This is a genomic window from Klebsiella pneumoniae (assembly GCF_000742135.1).
Taxonomy (GTDB): Bacteria; Pseudomonadota; Gammaproteobacteria; order Enterobacterales; family Enterobacteriaceae; genus Klebsiella; species Klebsiella pneumoniae.
On the sequence record NZ_KN046818.1, the window covers coordinates 3,472,189 to 3,494,988 of the forward strand.

The 22,800-nt window shown below is 51.2% G+C and carries 19 protein-coding genes, 1 tRNA gene and 1 pseudogene; 12 read left to right on the forward strand and 9 right to left on the reverse strand.

Translation table 11 applies throughout. The annotated features are described in order from the left end of the window. Nucleotides 1–6: 6 nt before the first annotated feature. Together prfB and lysS are read left to right on the forward strand one after the other, a co-directional pair. Nucleotides 7–1,105 (forward strand): peptide chain release factor 2 gene (prfB, locus tag DR88_RS09210; RefSeq protein ID WP_095858446.1). Its coding sequence is split into 2 segments (ribosomal slippage): nucleotides 7–81 and nucleotides 83–1,105, totalling 1,098 coding nucleotides; the frame shifts between segments, so codons are not numbered across the junction. Between the two features lie 9 nt (nucleotides 1,106–1,114). Further along, nucleotides 1,115–2,632 (forward strand): lysine--tRNA ligase, encoded by a 1,518-nt coding sequence (gene lysS / locus DR88_RS09205; RefSeq protein ID WP_002916299.1) that lies wholly within the window; start codon nucleotides 1,115–1,117, stop codon nucleotides 2,630–2,632. 234 nt (nucleotides 2,633–2,866) lie between these two features. On the opposite strand, the gene idi is transcribed toward lysS, so the two are convergent. The 4 genes from idi to DR88_RS09185 are packed head-to-tail and all read right to left on the reverse strand — an operon-like array spanning nucleotide 2,867 to nucleotide 6,287. Next, entirely contained in the window at nucleotides 2,867–3,421 is a 555-nt protein-coding gene (gene idi, locus DR88_RS09200; protein ID WP_002916298.1) for an isopentenyl-diphosphate Delta-isomerase, read from the reverse strand. A 53-nt stretch (nucleotides 3,422–3,474) separates the two neighbouring features. Continuing rightward, nucleotides 3,475–4,191 (reverse strand): DUF554 domain-containing protein, encoded by a 717-nt coding sequence (locus DR88_RS09195; protein ID WP_004144724.1) that lies wholly within the window; start codon nucleotides 4,189–4,191, stop codon nucleotides 3,475–3,477. Nucleotides 4,192–4,203: 12 nt separating this feature from the next. Continuing rightward, nucleotides 4,204–4,782, reverse strand: a complete 579-nt coding sequence (locus DR88_RS09190) for a UbiX family flavin prenyltransferase (protein WP_004144723.1) — start codon at nucleotides 4,780–4,782, stop codon at nucleotides 4,204–4,206. An 11-nt stretch (nucleotides 4,783–4,793) separates the two neighbouring features. Then, nucleotides 4,794–6,287 (reverse strand): UbiD family decarboxylase, encoded by a 1,494-nt coding sequence (locus tag DR88_RS09185; RefSeq protein WP_032443949.1) that lies wholly within the window; start codon nucleotides 6,285–6,287, stop codon nucleotides 4,794–4,796. A gap of 211 nt (nucleotides 6,288–6,498) precedes the next feature. On the opposite strand from DR88_RS09185, the gene DR88_RS09180 reads away from it, so the two are divergent. The 8 genes from DR88_RS09180 to DR88_RS09145 all read left to right on the forward strand — a co-directional run bounded on the left by DR88_RS09180 (nucleotide 6,499) and on the right by DR88_RS09145 (nucleotide 14,344). Next, the gene (locus tag DR88_RS09180; protein ID WP_004181230.1) at nucleotides 6,499–7,398 is read left to right on the forward strand and encodes a LysR family transcriptional regulator; all 900 of its coding nucleotides are present in this window, start codon (nucleotides 6,499–6,501) and stop codon (nucleotides 7,396–7,398) included. A 102-nt stretch (nucleotides 7,399–7,500) separates the two neighbouring features. Then, nucleotides 7,501–8,214, forward strand: a complete 714-nt coding sequence (gene actS / locus DR88_RS09175) for an amidase activator ActS (protein ID WP_004157874.1) — start codon at nucleotides 7,501–7,503, stop codon at nucleotides 8,212–8,214. Between the two features lie 80 nt (nucleotides 8,215–8,294). Continuing rightward, a tRNA-Gly gene (locus DR88_RS09170) sits at nucleotides 8,295–8,368 on the forward strand. A 154-nt stretch (nucleotides 8,369–8,522) separates the two neighbouring features. Beyond that, the gene (locus DR88_RS09165) at nucleotides 8,523–10,130 is read left to right on the forward strand and encodes a site-specific integrase (protein WP_004149745.1); all 1,608 of its coding nucleotides are present in this window, start codon (nucleotides 8,523–8,525) and stop codon (nucleotides 10,128–10,130) included. Continuing rightward, entirely contained in the window at nucleotides 10,131–10,763 is a 633-nt protein-coding gene (locus DR88_RS09160) for a DUF4145 domain-containing protein (protein ID WP_000290523.1), read from the forward strand. It begins immediately after the preceding gene. Between the two features lie 1,101 nt (nucleotides 10,764–11,864). After that, a complete protein-coding gene (locus DR88_RS09155) occupies nucleotides 11,865–12,356 on the forward strand; it encodes a hypothetical protein (RefSeq protein ID WP_023286860.1) in 492 nt (163 codons plus the stop codon). Between the two features lie 347 nt (nucleotides 12,357–12,703). After that, complete coding sequence (locus tag DR88_RS09150) at nucleotides 12,704–13,114, forward strand: DUF6971 family protein (RefSeq protein ID WP_023302705.1); 411 nt, start codon at nucleotides 12,704–12,706, stop codon at nucleotides 13,112–13,114. Nucleotides 13,115–13,216: 102 nt separating this feature from the next. Further along, nucleotides 13,217–14,344, forward strand: coding sequence for a hypothetical protein (locus DR88_RS09145; RefSeq protein ID WP_025861868.1), 1,128 nt, complete (start codon nucleotides 13,217–13,219; stop codon nucleotides 14,342–14,344). Between the two features lie 626 nt (nucleotides 14,345–14,970). On the opposite strand, the gene DR88_RS09140 is transcribed toward DR88_RS09145, so the two are convergent. Beyond that, nucleotides 14,971–16,359 (reverse strand): MFS transporter, encoded by a 1,389-nt coding sequence (locus DR88_RS09140; RefSeq protein WP_032443950.1) that lies wholly within the window; start codon nucleotides 16,357–16,359, stop codon nucleotides 14,971–14,973. A 129-nt stretch (nucleotides 16,360–16,488) separates the two neighbouring features. Between DR88_RS09140 and DR88_RS09135 the strand changes: the two genes are divergently transcribed. Beyond that, a complete protein-coding gene (locus DR88_RS09135) occupies nucleotides 16,489–17,418 on the forward strand; it encodes a LysR family transcriptional regulator (protein ID WP_002916293.1) in 930 nt (309 codons plus the stop codon). 134 nt (nucleotides 17,419–17,552) lie between these two features. Here DR88_RS09135 and DR88_RS31750 read toward each other — a convergent pair whose 3' ends face one another. The 3 genes and pseudogenes from DR88_RS31750 to DR88_RS0126335 all read right to left on the reverse strand — a co-directional run bounded on the left by DR88_RS31750 (nucleotide 17,553) and on the right by DR88_RS0126335 (nucleotide 19,176). Then, a complete protein-coding gene (locus tag DR88_RS31750) occupies nucleotides 17,553–17,642 on the reverse strand; it encodes an IS3 family transposase (RefSeq protein WP_108523715.1) in 90 nt (29 codons plus the stop codon). A gap of 66 nt (nucleotides 17,643–17,708) precedes the next feature. Further along, nucleotides 17,709–17,924: pseudogene (locus DR88_RS31755) on the reverse strand (DDE-type integrase/transposase/recombinase); the annotation flags it as partial. Between the two features lie 118 nt (nucleotides 17,925–18,042). Next, nucleotides 18,043–19,176 (reverse strand): alpha/beta hydrolase, encoded by a 1,134-nt coding sequence (locus DR88_RS0126335; protein ID WP_032443952.1) that lies wholly within the window; start codon nucleotides 19,174–19,176, stop codon nucleotides 18,043–18,045. Between the two features lie 1,359 nt (nucleotides 19,177–20,535). Between DR88_RS0126335 and DR88_RS09130 the strand changes: the two genes are divergently transcribed. Next, on the forward strand, nucleotides 20,536–21,210 hold the full coding sequence (locus DR88_RS09130; RefSeq protein ID WP_004149735.1) for a LuxR C-terminal-related transcriptional regulator: 675 nt from the start codon (nucleotides 20,536–20,538) through the stop codon (nucleotides 21,208–21,210). Between the two features lie 592 nt (nucleotides 21,211–21,802). Here DR88_RS09130 and DR88_RS09125 read toward each other — a convergent pair. Further along, nucleotides 21,803–22,672, reverse strand: a complete 870-nt coding sequence (locus DR88_RS09125) for an FUSC family protein (protein WP_223369634.1) — start codon at nucleotides 22,670–22,672, stop codon at nucleotides 21,803–21,805. Nucleotides 22,673–22,800 lie beyond the last annotated feature (128 nt).

A 22,800-nucleotide genomic window follows, 5' to 3' on the forward strand; every position in this document is an offset into this window, starting at 1 on the left:
CCGACCATGTTTGAAATAAATCCGGTAAAAAACCGCATTCAGGACCTCACGGAGCGCTCCGACGTTCTTAGGGGGTATCTTTGACTACGATGCCAAGAAAGAGCGTCTCGAAGAAGTAAACGCCGAGCTGGAACAGCCGGACGTGTGGAACGAACCCGAACGCGCCCAGGCGCTGGGTAAAGAGCGTTCTTCCCTGGAAGCCATCGTAGATACCCTGGATCAGATGTCCCAGGGGCTGGAAGACGTTGCCGGCCTGCTGGATCTGGCCGTGGAAGCGGACGACGAAGAGACCTTTAACGAAGCCGTCGCCGAGCTGGATACCCTGGAAGAGAAGCTGGCGCAGCTTGAGTTCCGCCGCATGTTCTCCGGCGAATACGACAGCGCCGATTGCTACCTTGACATTCAGGCCGGTTCCGGCGGCACCGAAGCCCAGGACTGGGCCAGCATGCTGATGCGCATGTACCTGCGCTGGGCGGAAGCGCGCGGCTTTAAGACCGAAATCATCGAAGAATCCGAAGGTGAAGTCGCGGGGATTAAATCCGTGACCATTAAGATCATTGGCGATTACGCCTACGGCTGGCTGCGTACGGAAACCGGCGTTCATCGTCTGGTGCGTAAGAGCCCGTTCGATTCCGGCGGCCGCCGTCATACCTCCTTCAGCTCCGCGTTCGTTTACCCGGAAGTGGAAGACGATATCGATATCGAAATTAACCCGGCCGACCTGCGCATTGACGTATACCGCGCCTCCGGCGCCGGTGGTCAGCACGTTAACCGTACGGAATCCGCGGTGCGTATTACCCATATCCCGACCGGGTTGGTGACGCAGTGCCAGAACGACCGTTCGCAGCACAAGAACAAAGACCAGGCCATGAAGCAGATGAAAGCAAAGCTTTATGAACTGGAGATGCAGAAGAAAAATGCCGAGAAGCAGGCGATGGAAGACAACAAGTCCGATATCGGCTGGGGCAGCCAGATCCGCTCTTACGTGCTGGATGACTCGCGTATTAAAGATCTGCGTACCGGGGTGGAAACCCGCAACACTCAGGCGGTGCTCGATGGCAGCCTGGACCAATTTATCGAAGCAAGTTTGAAAGCAGGGTTATGAGGAACCAACATGTCTGAACAACAAGCACAGGGCGCTGACGCGGCAATTGACCTTAATAATGAACTGAAAACCCGTCGCGAGAAGCTGGCTGCGCTGCGTGAGCAGGGCGTCGCATTCCCGAACGATTTCCGTCGTGACCATACCTCTGACCAACTGCACGCTGACTTCGATGGCAAAGAAAACGAAGAGCTGGAAGCGCTGAACGTTGAAGTGGCCGTTGCTGGCCGCATGATGACCCGTCGTATCATGGGTAAAGCGTCCTTCGTGACCCTGCAGGACGTAGGCGGCCGCATCCAGCTGTACGTGGCGCGTGATGACCTGGCGGAAGGCGTTTATAACGACCAGTTCAAAAAGTGGGACCTCGGCGACATCATCGCCGCCCGCGGTAAGTTGTTCAAGACCAAAACCGGTGAGCTCTCTATCCACTGCACCGAGCTGCGTCTGTTGACTAAAGCTCTGCGCCCGCTGCCGGACAAATTCCACGGCCTGCAGGATCAGGAAGCGCGTTACCGTCAGCGTTACCTGGACCTGATCTCCAACGATGAATCTCGTAAGACCTTCAAAGTGCGTTCGCAGATCCTGGCGGGCATCCGTCAGTTCATGGTTGGCCGCGGCTTTATGGAAGTAGAAACCCCGATGATGCAGGTGATCCCGGGCGGCGCTTCCGCGCGTCCGTTCATCACCCATCATAACGCGCTGGATCTGGACATGTACCTGCGTATCGCGCCGGAACTGTACCTCAAGCGTCTGGTGGTTGGCGGCTTCGAACGCGTCTTCGAGATCAACCGTAACTTCCGTAACGAAGGGATCTCCGTTCGTCATAACCCAGAGTTCACCATGATGGAACTCTACATGGCTTATGCGGATTACAAAGATCTGATCGAGCTGACCGAATCTCTGTTCCGCACCCTGGCGCAGGACATCCTCGGCAATACCGAAGTGCCTTACGGCGATCAGGTGTTCGACTTCGGCAAGCCGTTTGAAAAACTGACCATGCGCGAAGCGATCAAGAAATACCGTCCGGAAACCGAGATGGCGGATCTGGATAACTTTGATTCCGCGAAAGCGATCGCTGAGTCTATCGGCATCAAAGTGGAGAAGAGCTGGGGTCTGGGCCGTATCGTGACCGAGATCTTCGAAGAAGTGGCGGAAGCGCACCTGATCCAGCCGACCTTCATCACCGAATACCCGGCGGAAGTTTCTCCGCTGGCGCGCCGTAACGACGTCAACCCGGAAATCACCGACCGCTTTGAATTCTTCATTGGCGGCCGTGAGATCGGTAACGGCTTTAGCGAGCTGAACGACGCCGAAGACCAGGCGCAGCGCTTCCAGGATCAGGTTGATGCGAAAGCCGCAGGCGACGACGAAGCAATGTTCTATGACGAAGACTATGTCACCGCGCTGGAACACGGCCTGCCACCGACCGCTGGTCTGGGTATCGGTATCGATCGCATGGTCATGCTGTTCACCAACAGCCACACCATCCGCGACGTTATTCTGTTCCCGGCGATGCGTCCGCAGAAATAATCGCCCTTCGCGAAAAGCAAAAAACCCGGCTTGCCGGGTTTTTTTATGTCTGATGTGAGGTCCTAAGGCTGGCGTAGCCTGGCTCAGCGCAGCGCAAGCCGGGGATCCCGGATGGCGGCGTAAACGCCTTATCCGGGCTACGCAATGGCGCAGAACCGTAGGCCTGTGCAAGCGTAGCGCCGCCAGGCATTAATGACAGGCACAGGGCTGCGCCTGGCCTGGAGAATAGTCAGCTTACCCGCGCAGACGCGCAACAAAGTCGGTCAGCGCCTGGCGGGCGTCCCGATTTTCCGCTTCCAGCACCATCCACGGGCTGAACGCCCACGGCGTGGCGGCCAGCGCGCTTAACATGGTTGCCAGGTCAACCCACTGATAGTCCATGACTTCATCGTCGTTAGGCTGCACTTCGCTTACCACGCGCGCGGCATATACCGGGCACACTTCGTTCTCAACGATACCGTTTGGGGCGACCGCCCGGTAGCGGAAGGCCGGGTGAACCGGCGCGATATCAGAGATCTCCACACCGAGTTCGAAGCGACAGCGGCGCGTGACGGCCTGCTCGAAGGTCTCGCCCTGCTGGGGGTGTCCGCAGACCGAGTTGGTCCATACCCCGGGCCAGGCTTTTTTGCCCAACGAACGGCGAGTGACCAGCAACTGACCCTGCTGGTTAAACAGCCAGCAGGAAAACGCGAGATGTAAAGGGGTATCAAACGTATGGGCGGCATACTTCTCCAGCATACCGGCAGGCTGATCCTGCTCATCCAGCAAAATGACGTGTTCCCCGGCCATGACGACTCCTGAAAATAAAAAATGACCCGGCACAAACCCGCCGGGTCATGTACTCAGGCCACTAGGGTAGCCCATAAATGGGAGAAAGGCATTACCAAAACAAGCCCTGGCAGCATGTTGGCGACCGGGAAAAGCTTAATGTTGCAGATGCGTAATCCAGTGGCCACCATCAGCAATCCACCGGCGCAGGAGAAATCCGCCATCATTGACGGCGTGATCATCGGCAGAATAAACACCGCTAGCATCGCCAGCGCCACCTGAATCACGATCTGCGGGATAGCGATGGTCATCACCGCGTAGCCCAGCAGCGTCGCGAAGATCCCGGCGGTAAAAAGATCGAGGATGGTTTTAATGTACAGGATTGATGGATCGCCGCTCATACCTTCGGTCATGGCACCAAAAATACCGGTACCGCTGGCGCAAAACAGGACCAAAATAGCCACGAATTTTTCGGTGAACTCTTCATGACCTAATCCCTGAACGGGTGGAAGAACTTTATTAATCAACCCGCGCGTTGATCCCGCCGCGCTGCCGATGCGTTTTTCCAGATGCAGCAGTTCGCCGAGGAAGGCGCCGAGTACCATCGCCAGCACTACCGCCGGCATATATTTCACCTTCAGTACCAGGGTGATACCCAGGCCGACGGAGCAGAGACCAAAGGTCATCGGCAGGGCTGTTTTGACGCGTTCCGGAAGTTTTCCTCCGGCCATTGCGCCGATCAATCCGCCGATAATCACGGCGGAACCATTTACATACGGACCAATTAACATTGCGAGTTCCTGTTACGTGTAAAGCAGCTCGCCCTCACCCCAGCGTGGGATGTTATTGACCTCCAGGTCAAACAGGTCAAGCGCGCGGTTTACGCTATGGGTAATAATGTCATCTGCGCTTTGCGGACGCTGATAGAGTGCAGGCACCGGCGGAAAGATGATGCCGCCCATCTCGGTAACTGCCGCCATATTACGTATATGGCCGAGATTAAGCGGCGTCTCGCGCGCCAGCAGTACCAGCCGACGGCGTTCCTTTAGCACTACGTCCGCCGCGCGGGTAAGCAGATTATCGGTGAGACAGTGGGCGATAGCGCCCAATGATCGCATCGAGCAGGGGGCAACCAACATCCCCAGCGTTTTAAACGAGCCGCTGGAGATGGACGCGCCCAGATGGTTGATGGGATGTACCACGTCAGCCAGCGCCATCACTTCATCTAAGCGGTAATCCGTTTCCAGCTCGCAGGTTTTTTCCGCACCTTTGGAGACCACCAGATGAACCTCTATCGCCAGTGGCCGCAAAAGTTCCAGCGCTTTCACGCCGTACTGGAACCCGGAAGCGCCGCTAATCCCAATGATGATGCGTGGTGTCATGGTATTCGCCCTTATTCGAAGTCCGGCAGGAAACGTTTTACATCAACCGCTTTGAACTTAGAGCGCTCAAAGTTGTGTTTCAGATGGAACGGTACGGTGCAGTCGAAAATGGTTTTGCACGACATTCCCTGCTGCAGCACGCTCGGGCTGTACTCTGGCACCTGCGACGGGTCGAGCGGATGACAGCGCACACCCGGGATCATTACGGTATCGACATCACCCTGGTAGCGGGTTTGCATCGCCCACAGCACATCGTCGCTATCGAAAATATCAACATCCTCATCCACCAAAATGACGTGCTTCAGCTCCGGGAAAGCGGAGAACGCCAGGAGCGCCGCCTGGCGCTGGCGGCCTTCATCGGCAGGGGAAGATTTCTTAAATTGCAGTACCGCCAGTAGTTTGCCGCCGCCTGCCGAGTGGGCGAAGACGTTGAGTAATTTGCCCGGCATGGCGCGCTCCACCATATCGAGAATACTCGCTTCGGTCGGGATCCCGGCCATGTTGACATGTTCTTCGCCTGGTCCGACGGTGGTGCGCCAGATAGGCTGAGTACGATGGGTGACGGCTTTGACTTTAATAACCGGAATCGCCTCTTTCGCTTCACCGGTATAGCCCGGGAACTCCGGCATTGCGCGGCCGGTATGGGTGTTCTGATCTTCGCGTACGCGCACGTTCGGCACCAGTTCGCCTTCGATAACGATTTCGGCGTGGGCAATGGCTTTTTCATTAATAGTCTTACATTGCACCATCTCCACCGCGCGGCCACGCAGCGCGCCGGCAATGCTTAGCTCGTTGAAACCCAGCGGGGTGGTCGGTGGCTCAAAGCAGGCGGCGATTTCGATAGCCGGATCGACGCCGATACTGATCGAAATAGGCAGCGGCTGGCCCGCCGCTTCCGCCTTCATGCGGAAGGCATCGATATGACGACCCGGCGTCAGCCACATTGATAGCTCATCGCGGCTCTGGACACACAGGCGATGAATAGTGATATCGGATTCATGGGTTTGCGGGTCGGAGGCGTAGCACAGGCCCATAGTGATATACGGACCGGCATCTTCTTCGGTGTTAGTTGGCGCAGGCAGCAGTTTACGCAGATCAAAATCAGCATCGCTGGCGAGGTGAACCACTTCCTGGCATACCGCCGTGCCCTGTACCATGGTTGGGCTAATAGCATTTTCAACGGAATCTTTCAGCAAATGACCCAGTTTTGCCGGTTCACACTGCAGGAACTGGCTAACGCGCTGGCGCGAGCCGTTCAGACCGATGGCCACGCTGATATCGTCGAACCCCTTAATTTTGTTAAAGACCATGACCGGGCCGTTCTTGCGCGTTGGGCGCTGGCAGGTGCCGCCGGCGCCCACGTAGCGGTATACGCCTGAGAGCTCGGCGTGAGGATCGACTTCGGTATCGGTCTCAACATATTCGCCCGGCAGCGTTTTTAACAGTGCCAGAGCCGAACGTAAATCATGCACCGGTGACGGCGTTTTTTTATCTGAATTTGCCATGAGTGTTCCTTTAAAAAGCAATTTTGCTAAGCGCACAATATTTTTCTTCGATAAATTAAACAAATACCGTTTACCGGATGGTCAGTAGATCAAAAAAGTTGGTTTTAAAAAAATGTTAATAAACAATTAATCAATATGGTGAATTCGACGCGGCTTTTTATTTCTCAGCGTTAGTGTGATACTGCCCGGAAGATAATTAATGAGGCCGGTCATGGATCTTAAACGCTTACGCTATTTTTGCCGGGTAGTGGAACACGGTTCGGTGAGTCAGGCAGCGAAGTCGCTCAATATGGCGCAACCACCGCTCAGCAAGCGGATTCAGGAGCTTGAAGAAGAGCTGCAGGTTTCACTTTTCGAGCGCCGCGGCAACCGCATTGAACCGACGGAAGCGGGGTATTTCTTATATCGGAAAGGCTGTGAAATTTTACGCCAGGTGGAGGATACCGCTCGGGAGACGGCCGATATTGCGCAAAAGACCCGCGTGGAAGTACGTATTGGCTTAACTCATCTGTACCAGAATTATTTTCAGCCTTTATTAATGGAGCTCTATCGGCGCAATCCTGAAACCGCGATAAATATCTCGGTGACTGACTCAAGTCATCTGGAAACATTATTAAATGAAGGCGCTATCGATCTGGCATTAATACAGCGACCCTACCGCGGAGAAGGCTTCGATTATATCTCCTTCGACCCCATTAAACTGGTAGCGGTCATTAATAAAAAATGCCTGTCGCAACCGCCTTCCAACCCCTATGACTACAATGCTCTGGCGGAGATGCCGCTGGTGCTGCTGCACCGGGCGAAAGATTCCGGCACCTATGAAATGTTAATGGACCTGTTCCGTAAATCCGGCGTTAGCGCGAAGGTGATTATGCATATTACCCAGCCCGGAGTGATCCTCGACTGGCTGGAGGACGGGCTGGAAGCGGCGACATTGCTGCCATCTTCGGAAGTGAATGCCGAAAAACTTCCTCATTGCTATGTGGTTGATGTCTTCCCCTCACCGCAAATATTTTATCCGGCTCTGGTGAAATTGCCGTCGATGCCGTATCTGCCGGCGCTGATGGATATTATAGCCGGGGGTTATCCTTTTACCGCGCCGAGGGAGTAGAGATCAGAGAAAAAGCGTAGAGCATTGGGGATTGTTGCACGGACTGGTATGATATTCGCCCTGATTGCGAGGTAAGTGGTTGTGTTAAGTGCAGGATGCCTGATGATGAAACGCTTTTATATGACACTGATGCTGGCGGCAAGCCTGGTGCTGGCCGGCTGCTCCAGCACCTCCGATTCCGGTGGCACCTACACCGTTAAACGCGGCGATACCCTGTACGGCATCTCCCGCACCACCGGCACCAGCGTTCGCGATCTGGCCCGCCTGAATAACATCTCCCCGCCTTACACCATTGAGGTGGGGCAGAAGCTGAAGCTTAACGGCAGCAGTTCAACGAAGACAACGAAGAAAAAATCTTCCTCTACGCGCACCGCGGCGGTCACGCCTTCGTCCGCGGTACCTCAGTCCTCCTGGCCGCCGGTGGGACAGCGCTGCTGGCGCTGGCCGACCAGCGGCAAAGTGGTCCTGCCTTATTCCACCGCCGATGGCGGCAATAAAGGTATTGATATCGCCGGAACCCGCGGCCAGCCGGTGTATGCCGCCGGGGCGGGCAAGGTGGTCTACGTCGGCAATCAGCTGCGCGGCTATGGCAACCTGATCATGATTAAGCACAGCGAGGATTACATCACCGCCTATGCCCACAACGATAAGCTAATGGTGAATAATGGCCAGAGCGTGAAGGCCGGCCAGCAAATTGCCACCATGGGCAGTACGGATGCCGACTCAGTGCGGCTGCATTTCCAGATCCGCTACCGGGCGACAGCCATCGATCCGCTGCGTTACCTGCCGCCGCAGGGAAGTAAACCTAAGTGCTAAAAGGTTATTTTATCGCCAGTCAGCATCCGGCAGGCTTGTCACAGGGTGCGTAAGGGCTATAATGCTTCTCGCACCTCTTCGCGGGCGTAGTTCAATGGTAGAACGAGAGCTTCCCAAGCTCTATACGAGGGTTCGATTCCCTTCGCCCGCTCCATGACCCTTCTTAAAGTATTCCAACTTACTGAATCCTAAGGGATACGGCTTTAAGCCTTCCGATAGTTTTACTCACTGTAACCAACGCTGTAACCCTGTAGCGACCAAGCTACGTCCTTATGTTGACACAGTGAGCTGACCTAAGGCCTCAGTACATGCTCAATTCCTGCACCTACCTTTACCAGCGTAACGGCGTCTACTATTTTCGTCTTCGAGTTAGACAATCAAACGATGATAGAATGGCCTCAGTTTCATTACGGACCAAGGATAGACGAACCGCTATGGCTCACTCCCGGCACATTAAGGCAGCACTCAAGGCAATCCATGCGGATAACCCTACAGCCTCCTACGAGGATATGAGGAAACACTTACGGGATATCGCGGAGTGGGAACTTTCAGCGGGACGCTCTGACCTCTTCGAGCCGGACATGAGGGACATCTATCGGGACCAGTACGGTGAACTTGGTGAGAACCTTACCGATGCTCTGGCTAGTGAACCGCTGAGTATTGACCAGCATCGCTACATCAATGAGGCCCTGAAGGTACTCAAGGCTTGCATGAAGCGTATCGAAGCGGGAGACAGTCAGTCACTGATAGATTACGTCGATCGTTTTGATGGTATTGATCGGCAGGATGACCAAGCCTCTGTGTCCCTATCTGTTAGTGCTCCTGAGGTAAAACCAGCAGCGCTAGCTGCACTAGCAGTCACACCAAGCGTCACTGTGGCTAGCCTCTTTGAGCAGTATGAAGCGGAGAACGCTCAGAACTGGAAGCCTGCTACCTTAAGGGAAAACCAATCGTCTCACGCTGCGTTAATCGAAATCTTTGACTATCTGGGTCTTGGTGCTGACGCCAATACGGTAACACGCGCTGACGTGCTTAGAATCCGTGATGTCCTCCAGCAGTTACCGAAGAACCGTAAGCAGCGCTTCAAGGATGCCCCGTTGGTTGACTTGCTGGGCCGTGAAGAGAAAACAGATTGTCTGGACGTAGTCACCATCAACAATAAATATCTCATTAAGATGGCGGCGGTCTTTAAGTGGGCTGTGCGTAATGACCTGATTAAAAAGAATATGACTGAGGGGCTGGAACTCAAGGTTCCCCAGCGTAAAGCCTCAGAGGCCCGTAACGCTTTCTCTACGGAGCAGGTAGGGCAACTGCTGGTCGCCGCTAAGGCATACTCTCAGAAGACCTCTGGCAAGCCTTACCACTATTACGTTACGGTGCTGGCGGCTATCACTGGTGCGCGACTCAATGAAGTAGCTCAACTTCAGGTAAAAGACGTTAGGGTCACTGAGGCCGGGACCGTTTATATTCATATCAATGAGGATGACAGCAGCCTGCCCGGTAAGAGCATCAAGAACGCCCACAGTGATCGCTGTGTCCCTCTGGTTGATGGTGCCTACGGTTTTGTATTGGCTGACTTTATGGACCTGTTAGAAGCCCGTAGGAACGCGGGGGGTGAAGATGCTATGGTATTCGATGGCCTGCGTCTCATGAAGAACGGCTACGGTGAGCAGGTGAGCAAGTGGTTTAACAGAACGTTGTTACCTAAAGTTCTGGCTGACAGTGACGGCTTGGCGTTCCACTCGTTTAGACATACGGTCGCCACTCAGTTAAAACAGCATGGCGTCGAGTTGGCTTACGCTCAGGCTATTATGGGGCATAGCTCAGGGTCTATTACTTATGACCGCTACGCTAAAGAAGTTGAGGTAGACCGATTGGTTAACGTTCTGGCTGATGTTTATAAGGAGGTAAAGTAAATGGCGGTTCCATACGAACCAGCGGAGTTTGATAAAGAGGCTTTTAACTGTCCGTATTGTCAGGCTTATGCTAAGCAAACATGGGGGCGATTATATCCGTACTATGAAGACACGGGTTTCCCTATGCATGTATCACAATGTGAGCGCTGTGGGGAATATTCATATTGGTTCGAAAAGTCCCTTCTGATTCCTGCTTCTGCGAATGTTGAAATGCCAAATCCAGACATGCCGGAAGACTGTAAGTCCGACTACATGGAAGCCAGAAGCATCGTTAACCTGTCTCCTAAAGGGGCCGCAGCACTCCTCCGCCTGTGTCTCCAGAAGTTAATGGTTCACTTGGGTGAGCCGGGAGAGAACATAAACAAAGACATCAAGTCTCTCGTTGAGAAAGGTCTTCCTCCCCGTATCCAACAAGCTGCTGACATTTGCCGTATCGTTGGTAATCAGGCCGTGCATCCCGGAGAGATTAGCCTTGATGATGACCCTCAGTTAACACATGGTCTCTTTAAGTTATTGAATATCATTGTTGATGACCGCATCACCAGACCTAAAGAAATCGAAGCGATGTTCCAGAGTATGCCTGAAGGTCCCCGACAAAATATCGAAAAGCGGGACAGCAAGGCTGGCGGATAGTCCTTCGGAATTAGGGCACACTATAGGGGGAAGTCTAATACGACTCACTATAGGGAGATACGCCAAATCACCTTGATAATTGACTATATGTCAAGCATTTTGAATTAGGGCACACTATAGGGAGACAGTGAGAAATAAATTTTATGATGACACTCACTGTCCCTATGCACACTTCACGCTGGCGCAGTTAGCACCGCTGACAATCAGCATTCCTTTAACCGTAACTCATCGCATCCTTTCAGGGGCGGGATGGCCACATACAGACGAACACAGCGGAGACATTATGTCACTGCTTCCCGGTTCTTCTAGGTCAGTCGATGAGTGAATAGCAAATAGTCTTTATACTAATAATAGACACGAGCCTGCAGGGGCTAACTTAAAGTTTTACTTAAAGACCATTAAGATACTTATAGTTTAAATAATAGATTAATTAAAAGATAACTATTGGAACTTTGAGTATTACCCCAAGTGAACTTAAAGAGGTGATGATATTTATCATTAATAATCACCATACTCTGGGCCACTCACAGTCCTCTGTGTCTCCAGCGGTCAGCCCTTGGATAATTAGGTAGCACTATAGGGAGACGGTCTGAATACCACTTCGCTAGCGCAGCTAGTGCTGCTGTCAACACATGGTTCTCTTTCTGTACAACCGTCAGTCCTCACCCGAAGCCTACTCTGGGCATGGCTCCTTGCCGATGCGCTGATGTACCTCATTGTGAAATCTTTAGGTAGTAATCAACGCCAGACAACTGGCAACATCGTGTGTATCAGCTTTGGGCCATGAACCCAGAGACGCTTCTGGTGCGGATTCACCGCTACTCGCACCACCACCAGCAGTGCTAGCTGCGCCAGCCATTGAACATTATACAGGGTCTCCGGTCACACATGACGTGCCGCCCCTGAGTTCATCAGATTGGTCCTCACCTACCGACCCGCATTTTCTGCGTGTCGTCTATCCGGTCCTCACACGACCAGTTATTAACCACAAAGTCATTCTGTCTGCATCCTGTCGCCTGCTGGTCTCCCTTTACGTGGGGACTTTGTGTAGGTCAGCAGGGTGTGACTTCAGGATGCAAACAAAATGGAGTACACGTAAATATGAGTAATCAACAACTATCAGCCAACCAAATCGCCTACCTGAGCCGCGCTATGTCAGACGGTAAGGGCCTCATCGAAATCGGTGAGTTGGCTCGGGGTCTTGGTAAACGACCTGACAACGTTAAGCGTAAACTGGAGAGAATCTTCCCGGAGGATCATTTACTCAATCTGAGGAAAAGATATAAAGCCTCAATTGGTAAGGGGGCATCGCGGGAGATTGAAACTTACATGCTCGACTACAAGACCGCTGGCGCTCTCGCTATGTCATATGACGGTATGTTAGGCATTGAGGTCTTAACCATCCTTGAGGACTCCCTGAGCACCATCCAAGCGATGACCATCGAAGCCGCAAAAGATAACTCCGCTGGCGTCCTTAAGGCCGCTGCTGGCTTCCGTGAGCGGTACCGTGAGCGCTTGGAGTTCCGTCCGGGTGCCTCCGAGAATGAGGACCGCAGCGTCGCCCTTAAGCGTCTTGGACGTAAGGGTCTGTAATCATGAAGACCCTACCGCCAGACCTACCGCCCACTTACAGTGTAGACGTGAAGATTGACCCCCGGACACCTGAAGGCCGTAAAGCTATGCGCCTACTGGATGTGCCTACAGCCATACTCGTAGCCGCGCTGGGTCTCCCACCGAAGCACACCCGGCCCGATATGTATTACTCGAAAGGTGCGCTGTGTCTCATGGCGACCGCCGAAGGGTTGACCCCGATGGACTTCAAGTAAGCCACCACACCACCACAAACAACACTCTTTTGAACTGACCGATGCGGGGAGACCGTAGGGCTAGCCGTGCCTGCGAGACCGATAAGTTCAACCATTTCAAAGGAGAATCAAATTATGTCTATTTCATACCGTAAGCTCGACATCAACCTGAGCGCCGACAAAGAGACCGTGCTGGTCTTCGGTCAAGAGATGTCCACCAAGTATTTCACTGAGATTGTAGTGACCTCAATGCTGAATGGTCTACCTGCCCTGAGCGCAGGAGCACACGCCATCCTGACCTCCCTGCACGCTGCTGGTCTTAACGCTAATGACTACGGGGCGTATTCCCGAGCGTGGTCTGAGAGCAACGCAGAGGCACGTAGAGAAGCTGAGCGTCAGCGCATTGAGAACGAGAAAGACCGTCAGCGCATCACCGCTATGTATGCAACCCCTGAAGAAATCGCTAAAGAGGCCGCAGAGCGTAAGGAACGTAAGGCAGACCTTGAGCGTCGCTTCAGCCGTAAAGGCGCTGCATTCGGTCTGTAAGTTCAACGGCTACGCCCACTCATGGCGCTGTGGGTCAAAACTCATGGTGCCATACCGCTACCAACATCAATCTCATTCAAATTAAATACAAGGAGGCATCCCATGCCAGAAGTAAAACGTATCGACTCGAACAATTCAAAGATTAAACACACCGACGAACTCCGCGCTCACCTGCTGGATAAAGAAGGCAACAAGATTCCGCATAGCGTCTTTGGTACTGATACGACGCGCACCGAGATTATCTCTCAGGCTGACGGTACAGGCGAGATCATGAATGTTGGCTTCACTGACCGCTCAGGCCGCCCGCAGGCATTCGGTAATGACGTGACTGATTATGTACAGGCCCTTGAGTCTGCACTTGATGAGACGCTTAACGATGGTGATTTTATCGATGGGTTGAATACCGAAGTATTCCCTTGTGAGCAGCGCCCATTTGCCACTCTACCGACTCCGATTAACCGTGAGACTCTGACCGATCGCACCGTCCGCTTCCTGTCCAACGGCGTGTATAACCCAGCGAAGAACGCCCCGACCACTAAGGTGAAAGGCGGTCAGACCCTGATGGTTGGCCCTGTGATTGCCGACAAGGACGCCAAAGAAACAGGTGTCCTGTGTTCAGCTATTACCCACGTGTCCGACTTTGCAATGATGGGCGGCTGGACTGGCGCTGGTCTGATGGCTACGGCTACCGATATGGTTGACCAGTATCTACGTAATATGACCTCTAAAGTTGTCGATGTGCTGCTGGATGCTCCAGACCTTCAGTCAACCAAAGTGGGCGCATTGTCTGGCAAAGCGTCAGCACAAGCCGATGACATTCTGGATGCTGTAGCGGTGAACCTGCCTTTCTACCTTGGCTCCTCACTGACCGATTACACTCTACTGGTCCCAGAGAAGTACGAAGCTATCCTCAATCGTGCAGCCCAGAAAGCGGGTATGACCGAGATTAGCGAACTGGTAGGCACTGCCGTTGCGCCTTACAGTGGTGATGACCGTGGCGTTATCATTCTGCCGAAGAAGTACGCTATGTTATCTTTCCGTTCAACCCGCAGCGGCGACCTCGTTAACGTGTTGGTTACTCGTGACGCTAACCGTGCAGGCTATGACGTCGAACTGGTAGGCGCACTAGATGTCATGGCAACGGGAACCGTTAAGGTTAAGGCTGGAGCGTTCGACACTGAGGCGGCTGCTAGTTATCCGCTGGTCCACGTCCTGAAGTTTGAAGACTAACCGTTAAGATTCCCCCGGAGGTAAAACTCTGGGGTTTATTTTGTACTAGCAAAACAGTACACGAGTACACCTGTCAGTACACATCACAACTCAAGGAGGCGCTATGTCAAACCTGATGATGCTCTATCTGGTCCTCCTTCTGGTGTATTACGTAGTGAAGGAGCTTTAAGAAATTACCACAAAAATCTGAGGGGATATGTAATAGTTCCCTTGTGGGCAGCTCCCCCCGTAGCTATCGAGATAGCACAGCGTATACCTCTCTGTGAATCTTTCTAAAGGAGAAGGGCGGCACGTCTTACCTCAGGTTCTATTCCCGCCATGGGAATCTAACTGTGGGTATTGACCAGAGATCACTCAGTGTGTAACCATAAGTGTAACCAGACGGATTCACCTGTCTTTAAGAATCAAATGGTTAGTTGGTGATTGTCTTCGATACTTCGATTCCCTTCGCCCGCTCCAAATTCAAGTCTCCTGAAGTCTACCTAACTCAATTTTCCCTTGATAAATCAGCGGTTATAGCATTCTGTTAGTCTATTGAACTCCGACGGAAGACTCCGCTTTGGTTGCGGGATCGGCGTTTTGCGCTGCTGGCGTTGGAGTCGTAGCGTTTAGTGATATTTTTGCGCTTATCCTGTTTCCGCAGGATGAGTGATTTTACGCAACCGGCTCGCGCTGACGACGACCGATACCGCAGAGGCCGCGGCGGCGCTCCACAGCGCAACATGAATTGACCTTTCATCTGCTGCCAGCAGAACGGCTACGGCGGCGGCTCCCAGGCACTGCCCGAAAGTGCGCATAATGGATAAAACACCGGACGCATAACTCGCGTGCTCACGAATAACGTTTGAGAGCATTTCCCGGTTATTGGGACTCTGAAAGCAGCCAAACCCTATTCCGCATACCAGACTTCGCAGGCAGATATCCCACATTGAAGGGCTGGCGGGTAATGTCGCCAGCAGGATCAAACCGACGACAAATACCACCAGCCCCAGGGTGGATATCGCCGGGGCTGATATCGTGTCCGCCCAACGGCCTGCATGCGGCGCAATCAGCACGATCCCTAATGGCCACGGCGTAAACAGCAGGGCAGACACTACCGGACTGTAGCCGTATTCGCTCTGAAACAGGAAGGGTAGCGCAATAAAGGTGATCCCCTGGCTGACGAAAGCAACCATCGACGTGAAGGCCGCGAGGGTAAAACGTTCATTTTTAAACATGCTCGGCGGCAGTAAGGGATGACCCGTGCGGCGGATTTGCCAGATAAAAGCCATGCCGCTCAGCGCAGCGAGAGCCATCCAGCAAAGGCTGCCGAATTGAGAAGTAGCGTTCTGTAGGCTGTTCGCCGCCATGATCGTCGAACCCAACAGCAGCGCCGACAATATGGCGCCCACGGTGTCGAAGGGCGCCTGCATACGGATCGCATCCCGCGGCAGCGCTCTGACCGCCAGCAGTAGGGCGAGGGTGCCGGGAAGAACGTTTATCGCAAACAGCCATTGCCAGCTAAGGGTGTGAAGGATCGTACCGCCCAATACCGGGCCGATAGCGGAGCTCGAGGCAATGAGCAGGGCATGGAACCCCAGAATGCGGCCAAGTAAGCGTCCGGGAAATACGGACCTGAGTATTGCGGGGGCAATACTCAGCGTCGCCGCGCCGCCGATCCCCTGAAGCACGCGCATACCGATAAGCACTTCGGGCTTATTCGCCAGCGCACAACCCAGTGATGTCAGGGTAAAGGTCGTCAGGCCCGCCAGAAATACGGGGCGATAACCCAGACGGGCCGCAAGCGCCGCGAATATCGCCAGCGTCATCGCAGCTGCCAGCAGATACCCGTTGGCGAACCAGACGGCAATACTGGCAGGTACCTGCATCTCCTGAGCCATGGAGGGCAGGGCAATGTTGATCATGGTGCCATCAAACACGCCCATTAAGGTGGTGGTCATTATTGCGGCCATCACCCGTGCGCGCGCCGGGCCAGGCAGTCCTTCGTCGCCGGGTTGACTGGAAAAGAGCGTCATCATTTGTCCTCTGAGAAGAGTGTATGGATGACAAAACTATAAAGATGGCTTTTACCAGGCGGAAGGCGCACTATTTTCACTTTATTGTTGCATCAAACGCCTTATCTTAATGTGCTGGGAGGAAGGGTAATGTCTGATCCCGATTTTAATTTGCTGGTAGCTCTCGACGTACTGCTGAGTGAAGCGAGTGTCGCAGGTGCGGCTCGTCGTCTGAACCTCAGCACTTCGGCCATGAGCCGGACATTAAGCAGGTTACGCGATGTCACAGGAGACCCGATCCTGGTACGCGCCGGGCGTAACATGGTACTGACCCCGTGGGCCGAAGCGACCCGGGATCGCGCCAGGCGTGCAGTGCACGATGCCAGGGCGGTATTACAGCCCTCAACTGAAACGTTCAGCGCGCAAAATCTGGCGCGTCTTTTTACCATCAGGGCAAACGATGGTTTTGTGGTGGCGTTTGGGCCTGCGCTTATAGCAGCGGTTGCCGACGCAGCGCCGGACGTCTGTATACGCTTCGCGCCTAAGCCGGAAAAAACGTCGCGCTATCTTCGGGAAGGGCTGGTTGATCTGGAGATTGGCGTTCAGAGTAATATGGGGCCAGAAATACGGCTGCAACGACTGTTTGAGGATCGGTTTGTTGGCGTCGTCCGTAAAGGGCACCCGCTGGCTAAGCAGGCTGAAATAGGCGTGAGTGATTATGTCGCCTGGGGCCATGTGGTAGCGTCACCCGAGGGCGCGTTGCACGGATCCGTTGACGATGCGCTGGCCGAACTGGGGACAAAACGTAAAATTGCGAGCGTCGTACCGGGATTTCCGACAGCACTTTCCGTGGCGCTGGAATCGGATCTTATCGCCATGATACCCGCACTCTATTTACTCAATCAGCAGGTAACGGACCAGGTACACCTTTTCGAGCTGCCGTTCAAAAGCCGTCGTATTACGGTATCGCAGATGTGGCACCCAAGAATGGAACGCGACCCCGGTCACCGCTGGCTGAGAGAGCAAATTCTTGCGATATGCGGTGTGGCCAGGTCAGTCATGACTAAGGAGCCTGTATAGCGATTGCTATAACATCAACTTAAGTTAATGATGCAGTTCATTGATATTTAAGATGAAATAAATTAAGCGAAGTAGCGGTGTAGTAGCTAAATTGAGATGTTCGTCTCGGGGATGCGGATGTTTTCCTGGACTGGTTATGTATTTAGCCCAAGATGTTGCCGGTACTTCATCGGACTCATTGCACCTACTGATACCTTAATTCGCTTATCGTTATACCAGCGTATTTAACTGTCCAGAAGGCAGATAAATTTTTCCAGTGTTATGTCTGCCCATTTTCTGCCGTAGAATATTTCATTTTTGACCCGCCCGAAGAAGCGCTCCATAGGACTGTTATCCCAGCAGTTTCCGCGCCGACTCATACTCTGCTTGATCCGGTATCGCCACAGTAACTGCCGGAACTGCCTGCTCGTATAATGACTGCCCTGATCACTGTGGAACATCACTCCGACGGGCTTACCGCACGTTTGCCATGCCATTTCCAGCGCTTTCATGGTGAGTCTACTGTCCACACCTTACGACCAGGCAGAATGGTAGATTCAACTATCTACTGCTCACGATGTACGCTACTGCGTAGCATGATAAGCCCCTTCCTTTAGCTTAAATATTCCAGGAATGCCCTGTGGATCAGGGTTTATCTTTCAATCCCAGGACAAACGGTACGGAATCGCGTAGAGAAGGATTTACCGCGCCGCTGTGGTCAAGTCCGGGGTAGAGATGAATATTAGTATGCGTACCTGCCGCCTGCACGTCTTTGGCAAACTGCTGTTGCATAGCTGTTGGTACATTAATGTCGTCTCCACCAATGCCAATAAATACCGGATGCGTGATTTTCAGCGTCGGATAAGAAAGTGAAGGGAGCGCATTAGTCAGCAGTGACTGGATGTTAGGTGTCAGACTATTGTTCATATTCAGGCGGTTATGCATCACTTTTTGCGTTAACGGGGTGATACAGAGGGCTTTTGCCTCATCCAACTGTACTAAGGCAGCGTTCTGGAAGTAATTCTCCGCCTTCAGCGTAGGGTTAGTATCCGCAGCCGATTGCCATATATAAAAAATATACGGTATTTTAGGATCGCCAGATGACTGATTTTTATCATCACTTTTGGTGAATAAGCTGGCAACATCGCTCTCTGCAGAAAAATAGGGGGTGCCAGTTAGCACGGTCCCGATGATATTCAGCTCTGGTGCGTAGGTGGGCTGATAGCCTGCTGCAGCAAAGGCGGCGTGTGCCCCCTGAGACTGGCCAACCAGTACCAGTTCGTTTTTAAGCGGAAATTCAGTGAGCGCAGCACGTATACCGTCAAGCACGCTCCAGCCCTCACCTTGTGCGTTAAGATAGTGGTGCATCCCGTCTGAGCCTAATCCGGGATAGTCAGGAGCCACAACCGCGTACCCCAAAGAAAGCCATGTATTAAGATATTGGCTGTCTCGTGCCGTGCGTGTATTCAGTGACGGTGCGCAGTCCGAGTTTATTCCTACTGTGCCATGTGTCCAAACGATTACCGGCCAACCGCCCTCTGGCTCTGGGCCAAAGGGAATAAACACTGCCGCACTGTCAGTACGCTCTCCTTTGCCCCGTACACCATCCACAGCCGTATACTCAATCCGGTACTGACTCTTCGCCTCTAAAAGCCCATGCGCGGGATCCAGAGGCATTTTCGTCACCACTGTCCCCGTCTTTGCTATTGCAATACTTGTGACAGGTGAAATAAGGGTGAAGACTACTAAGCTTTGGTTTACTAATTTTTTAAGGTACATAGCTTTTCCGCGTTTATTATAGTGGGCATGGAGAACACTCGGGAGCACTCCTGCAACCTTAAACAAACCAGTTCCGACGGGCATCTTTCAACATCATGACTTTGAGCATCTTACGAATACCCTTCTTAATACGCCGGAACCATCCAGACGCACCTTATCACAGCTACTACAAATGAACCTGCAACAGGGGGAACAAGATATTGTATGCTGGTCAGAGATTCAGTCTGTCGTCTACTTGAAGGATTGTTATCAGTATAGTGGTTGTTAGCAATACGCGCCGTCAGCTTAAATAGGGAGAAAAGACAAGCATAGGTTAAGCGTTCCAGTGCCTGGTGCGGCGATGATAATCTCCTCTCAGTAAGTAAAGCCTTACAAAATAAGTGGAGATGGTGTGGGCAGTCATCTCGCCAATATCATGCGCAGTGTGTGTTCCAAGGGGTAATTAATTATCTTCTCAAAAAATCAGGGACTTACTGGATAAGATGGCGTAAAGGGGGACTGCTACTCAAAATTTGGCATAGATTAATACTTTTTATGTGTGACTGTTGTGTGACAGAATTTATGTGATCAAAGAATCATTCTCAAAAAATACCCTTCGATGATAATTAAGTATCGGGATTATTAAAAGGTAATTAATTAAGTTTGCTTACTATAAATAATAATTAATTTTATCATATGGTTAGTTGGTAACATGTATTTTTTTATCAGTTCTTAATTTCTGTAATTTTCGTGAAAACCCTTTTTGATAGGCTTTGGCTATTGTATTTGTTGTTTTTGATTGATTTAAACTGTTTTTATTCTCTCGAACAATGTTTTACTTTTCTTATGTTTGATGGAGCTAAATACTCTTTTTGAGCTTAAATGAAGTAAACCATATGCAGTAAACAAGAACATAACGATTCTGCAGCGATGAGTGAGTATCTTCAGGCCTTTGATCGAAAACACTTTTTGTTATCCTGCGATGGTTTAAGCTGCGAGTGTTATCCTCTGATCCAAAGTAGATATGAAAAATCAATGTACTACCTCGCTTTCCCTCCATTCTTCTCCGGTATTTTAGTATTGGTTTGAGCAAAATTATTGTTTTAAGCGTTATTTTTGGAATGTCGTGTTTTAGCAAAGAGGAGTTCTGATAGAAGTTAATTGAGTTGTTTTTTGGTGACCAGAAATAAATAACGAGTTTCGCTTTTGATTAATTGAAGTTTTTGCAATCAATGTGAGTAAGAAAATGATGGAATGTTGTGCGATGCAGACAACTTGCTTTTTAAATATAACGTCTATTTCTCGATGGATAGATTTTATTGTAGTGCGTTTTTATGAATGTAAAAAAAGGACCATCAGCGATAGAGGTGTTCAAGATAAATGCCAGATTTAAATGATGGAGATCTAACCGAAGAGAGAAATATCAGCGTGGTCCTTATTAATCGTTATCCCCTGGAATCTATAGCCATAAAAACCCTTCTGGAAAATAAAGGAATGTCTGTTACTGGTGAGGCGATAAATGGTATGGACGCCCTTAGAATCGTTGACCAGTTGAAGCCAAATACGATTATTGTCGATGTCGACCTGCCAGATATCGACGGGATCGGACTGGTTGAGACGTTACGTAAGCGCCTTTATAAGGGAAGCATCATTGTGACCTCGAATAAGTACGAGTATTTTTATTCGCGATGTACTGCCAGTGCTGGAGGTAATGGTTTTGTGAGTAAAAAAGGAACGATTAATATTATTCTCTCCGCTGTTCAGGCTGCGCATAATGGTTATTCTTATTTTCCATTTTCGCAACATAGGGTTTCCGGAGAAGGAACGTATGCGAGGAATAAGCTACAAGCCTTATCCGAGCAGGAAATCATAGTTTTGCGACATTTACTGGAGGGGGCTAGTAATTTTCATATAGCCGCCAAAATGGATATAAGTTCAAAAACCGTTTCCACTTATAAAAGTCGTCTGATGAAAAAGCTAAATTGTCAAACGCTTGTAGAACTCATCGGATTTGCTAATAAATTTAGAATCGATGAATCCTTTATCTCTGATTAGGTGTGTGGGATTGAATGTATTATATTTATAAGTTGCCCCTTAGTGGTTATTTATTGTTTTTCTATAATTAAGGTGTTTTATTGATAATATAATATGAGGATTGTTTTATTATCCATGACGAGAAGTGCCAGACGTAAAAGCAATGTCTGCCCGCGTGGAGAGGTGATGCAATCGAGTGCCATGAACTGAAATGAATGCAAAGCAAATTGCTTGGTCCGGTTACTCTGAGCAAAAATAGCTGCATAAGGAGCATAGTAATATCTTTCGTTAGGATCGCGAATGACAATTAGCTGTAACGAGCTGGAAAGAGTTTAACAGCAGCTGTTATTTAATGTAAGCATAATGTAGCTTGAATTAGTGTATCATAACGTATGGCTGCCGATTAATTTCCGGTTTTCGAGCAGCCACCCGCCAAACCCGATGAAAAAATTCTGTCACTGATAGCGTAAGCTAGCGATTAGAGAGATTAAGTATGATATGTCTGCTTATTCGACAAGAGAAGAATTGATGGCACATTACCGGCCTTATTGTAACGATAGCCTGGATATTGCTGAAAGTTGACAGGAGCGATCATCGGGCTCGAACCACGAGGCTAAGATCGCTTGTACGAAAATATCTTCATCATAATGAACGCGATCGAAATTCCTTCGATAGTGAAAAGTACTCGTTCCTGAGCTAATGAAAAAATATCGCTGCCGACGGCTGGATTGAAGGCCAGGGTTATTGTGGTCAGACAAAATGACCAGCGGAAGTAATTTTTGGCCCCAAACTGTAACATTAACAGGAACATCCCGCCAACAATGGCTATGTGAAACAAGGGGTAAGGGTAACATACCAGGATTATGCTTCCGACGATGGCTCCCAGCATCGTTCCCATGCTTCTGGTTTGTATGCGATATCGCGTTTCCTCCCACCCAGGTTTAACCACCCGCAGTGCGGCGGCAGGGATCCAACATGCATGCGCCACTGTACTAAGCGACACGGCGATAGTTCCTAATAACGCGGTGAAGGTAATGCCCAATAGAAACCGGCGTTGTGTCGGTGACTCCATGGGATAAAGGGGGGCGCGCGCTGGTGATAGCGTTTCTTTTGGTATAAAGATTAGAATAAAGGGGATAGCCCACAGGCAACCAAGACCAAAGGAAAAAATATACTGACTAAGCGTTTCAGCGGATGATTGCCCGTGCGCCAGAAAAAAAACAAGGGCAGCCAGTGAGACCGGCAGGCGTAGATTCCCTCCGCGAAGTTCAGCCAGGCCTTGTGCCAGGGCTGCCAGGATGGCGAACAGGAAAAAATAAATTGAGCCGCCTGGGGCGCTGAAACCCAGCGTCGCGAAAAAGATCATTATTCCGGCCGCAATTAATACTTGCTGAAGGGGCTTTTTCACAGGCAATACTGAAAAAGAAATTACTAGCATATAGGCACCAAAAGACGCAATACTCCCTGATGCCGGTTCCTGCATAAACAGACTCACTATCCACGGAAAGAGCATGGTAAGCGTGAGCGGAATAGCTGATACTTTGTGCCTGATTCCAGGACTATGTGTTTTTTTTATCACCATATTATCGTTTCAATTCAATCAAAATTGTA

Bases quoted from the DNA above. Each gene is read 5' to 3' on its own strand.
- DR88_RS09140 (WP_032443950.1), bottom strand. From the start codon at position 16,359: ATGACGCTCTTTTCCAGTCAACCCGGCGACGAAGGACTGCCTGGCCCG.
- DR88_RS09155 (WP_023286860.1), top strand. From the start codon at position 11,865: ATGAGTAATCAACAACTATCAGCCAACCAAATCGCCTACCTGAGCCGC.
- DR88_RS09130 (WP_004149735.1), top strand. From the start codon at position 20,536: ATGCCAGATTTAAATGATGGAGATCTAACCGAAGAGAGAAATATCAGC.
- lysS (WP_002916299.1), top strand. From the start codon at position 1,115: ATGTCTGAACAACAAGCACAGGGCGCTGACGCGGCAATTGACCTTAAT.
- DR88_RS09190 (WP_004144723.1), bottom strand. From the start codon at position 4,782: ATGACACCACGCATCATCATTGGGATTAGCGGCGCTTCCGGGTTCCAG.
- DR88_RS09145 (WP_025861868.1), top strand. From the start codon at position 13,217: ATGCCAGAAGTAAAACGTATCGACTCGAACAATTCAAAGATTAAACAC.
- DR88_RS09165 (WP_004149745.1), top strand. From the start codon at position 8,523: ATGCTCAATTCCTGCACCTACCTTTACCAGCGTAACGGCGTCTACTAT.
- DR88_RS0126335 (WP_032443952.1), bottom strand. From the start codon at position 19,176: ATGTACCTTAAAAAATTAGTAAACCAAAGCTTAGTAGTCTTCACCCTT.
- DR88_RS09180 (WP_004181230.1), top strand. From the start codon at position 6,499: ATGGATCTTAAACGCTTACGCTATTTTTGCCGGGTAGTGGAACACGGT.
- DR88_RS09185 (WP_032443949.1), bottom strand. From the start codon at position 6,287: ATGGCAAATTCAGATAAAAAAACGCCGTCACCGGTGCATGATTTACGT.
- DR88_RS09135 (WP_002916293.1), top strand. From the start codon at position 16,489: ATGTCTGATCCCGATTTTAATTTGCTGGTAGCTCTCGACGTACTGCTG.
- DR88_RS09195 (WP_004144724.1), bottom strand. From the start codon at position 4,191: ATGTTAATTGGTCCGTATGTAAATGGTTCCGCCGTGATTATCGGCGGA.
- DR88_RS09150 (WP_023302705.1), top strand. From the start codon at position 12,704: ATGTCTATTTCATACCGTAAGCTCGACATCAACCTGAGCGCCGACAAA.
- actS (WP_004157874.1), top strand. From the start codon at position 7,501: ATGATGAAACGCTTTTATATGACACTGATGCTGGCGGCAAGCCTGGTG.
- DR88_RS09125 (WP_223369634.1), bottom strand. From the start codon at position 22,672: ATGCAGGAACCGGCATCAGGGAGTATTGCGTCTTTTGGTGCCTATATG.
- idi (WP_002916298.1), bottom strand. From the start codon at position 3,421: ATGGCCGGGGAACACGTCATTTTGCTGGATGAGCAGGATCAGCCTGCC.
- DR88_RS09160 (WP_000290523.1), top strand. From the start codon at position 10,131: ATGGCGGTTCCATACGAACCAGCGGAGTTTGATAAAGAGGCTTTTAAC.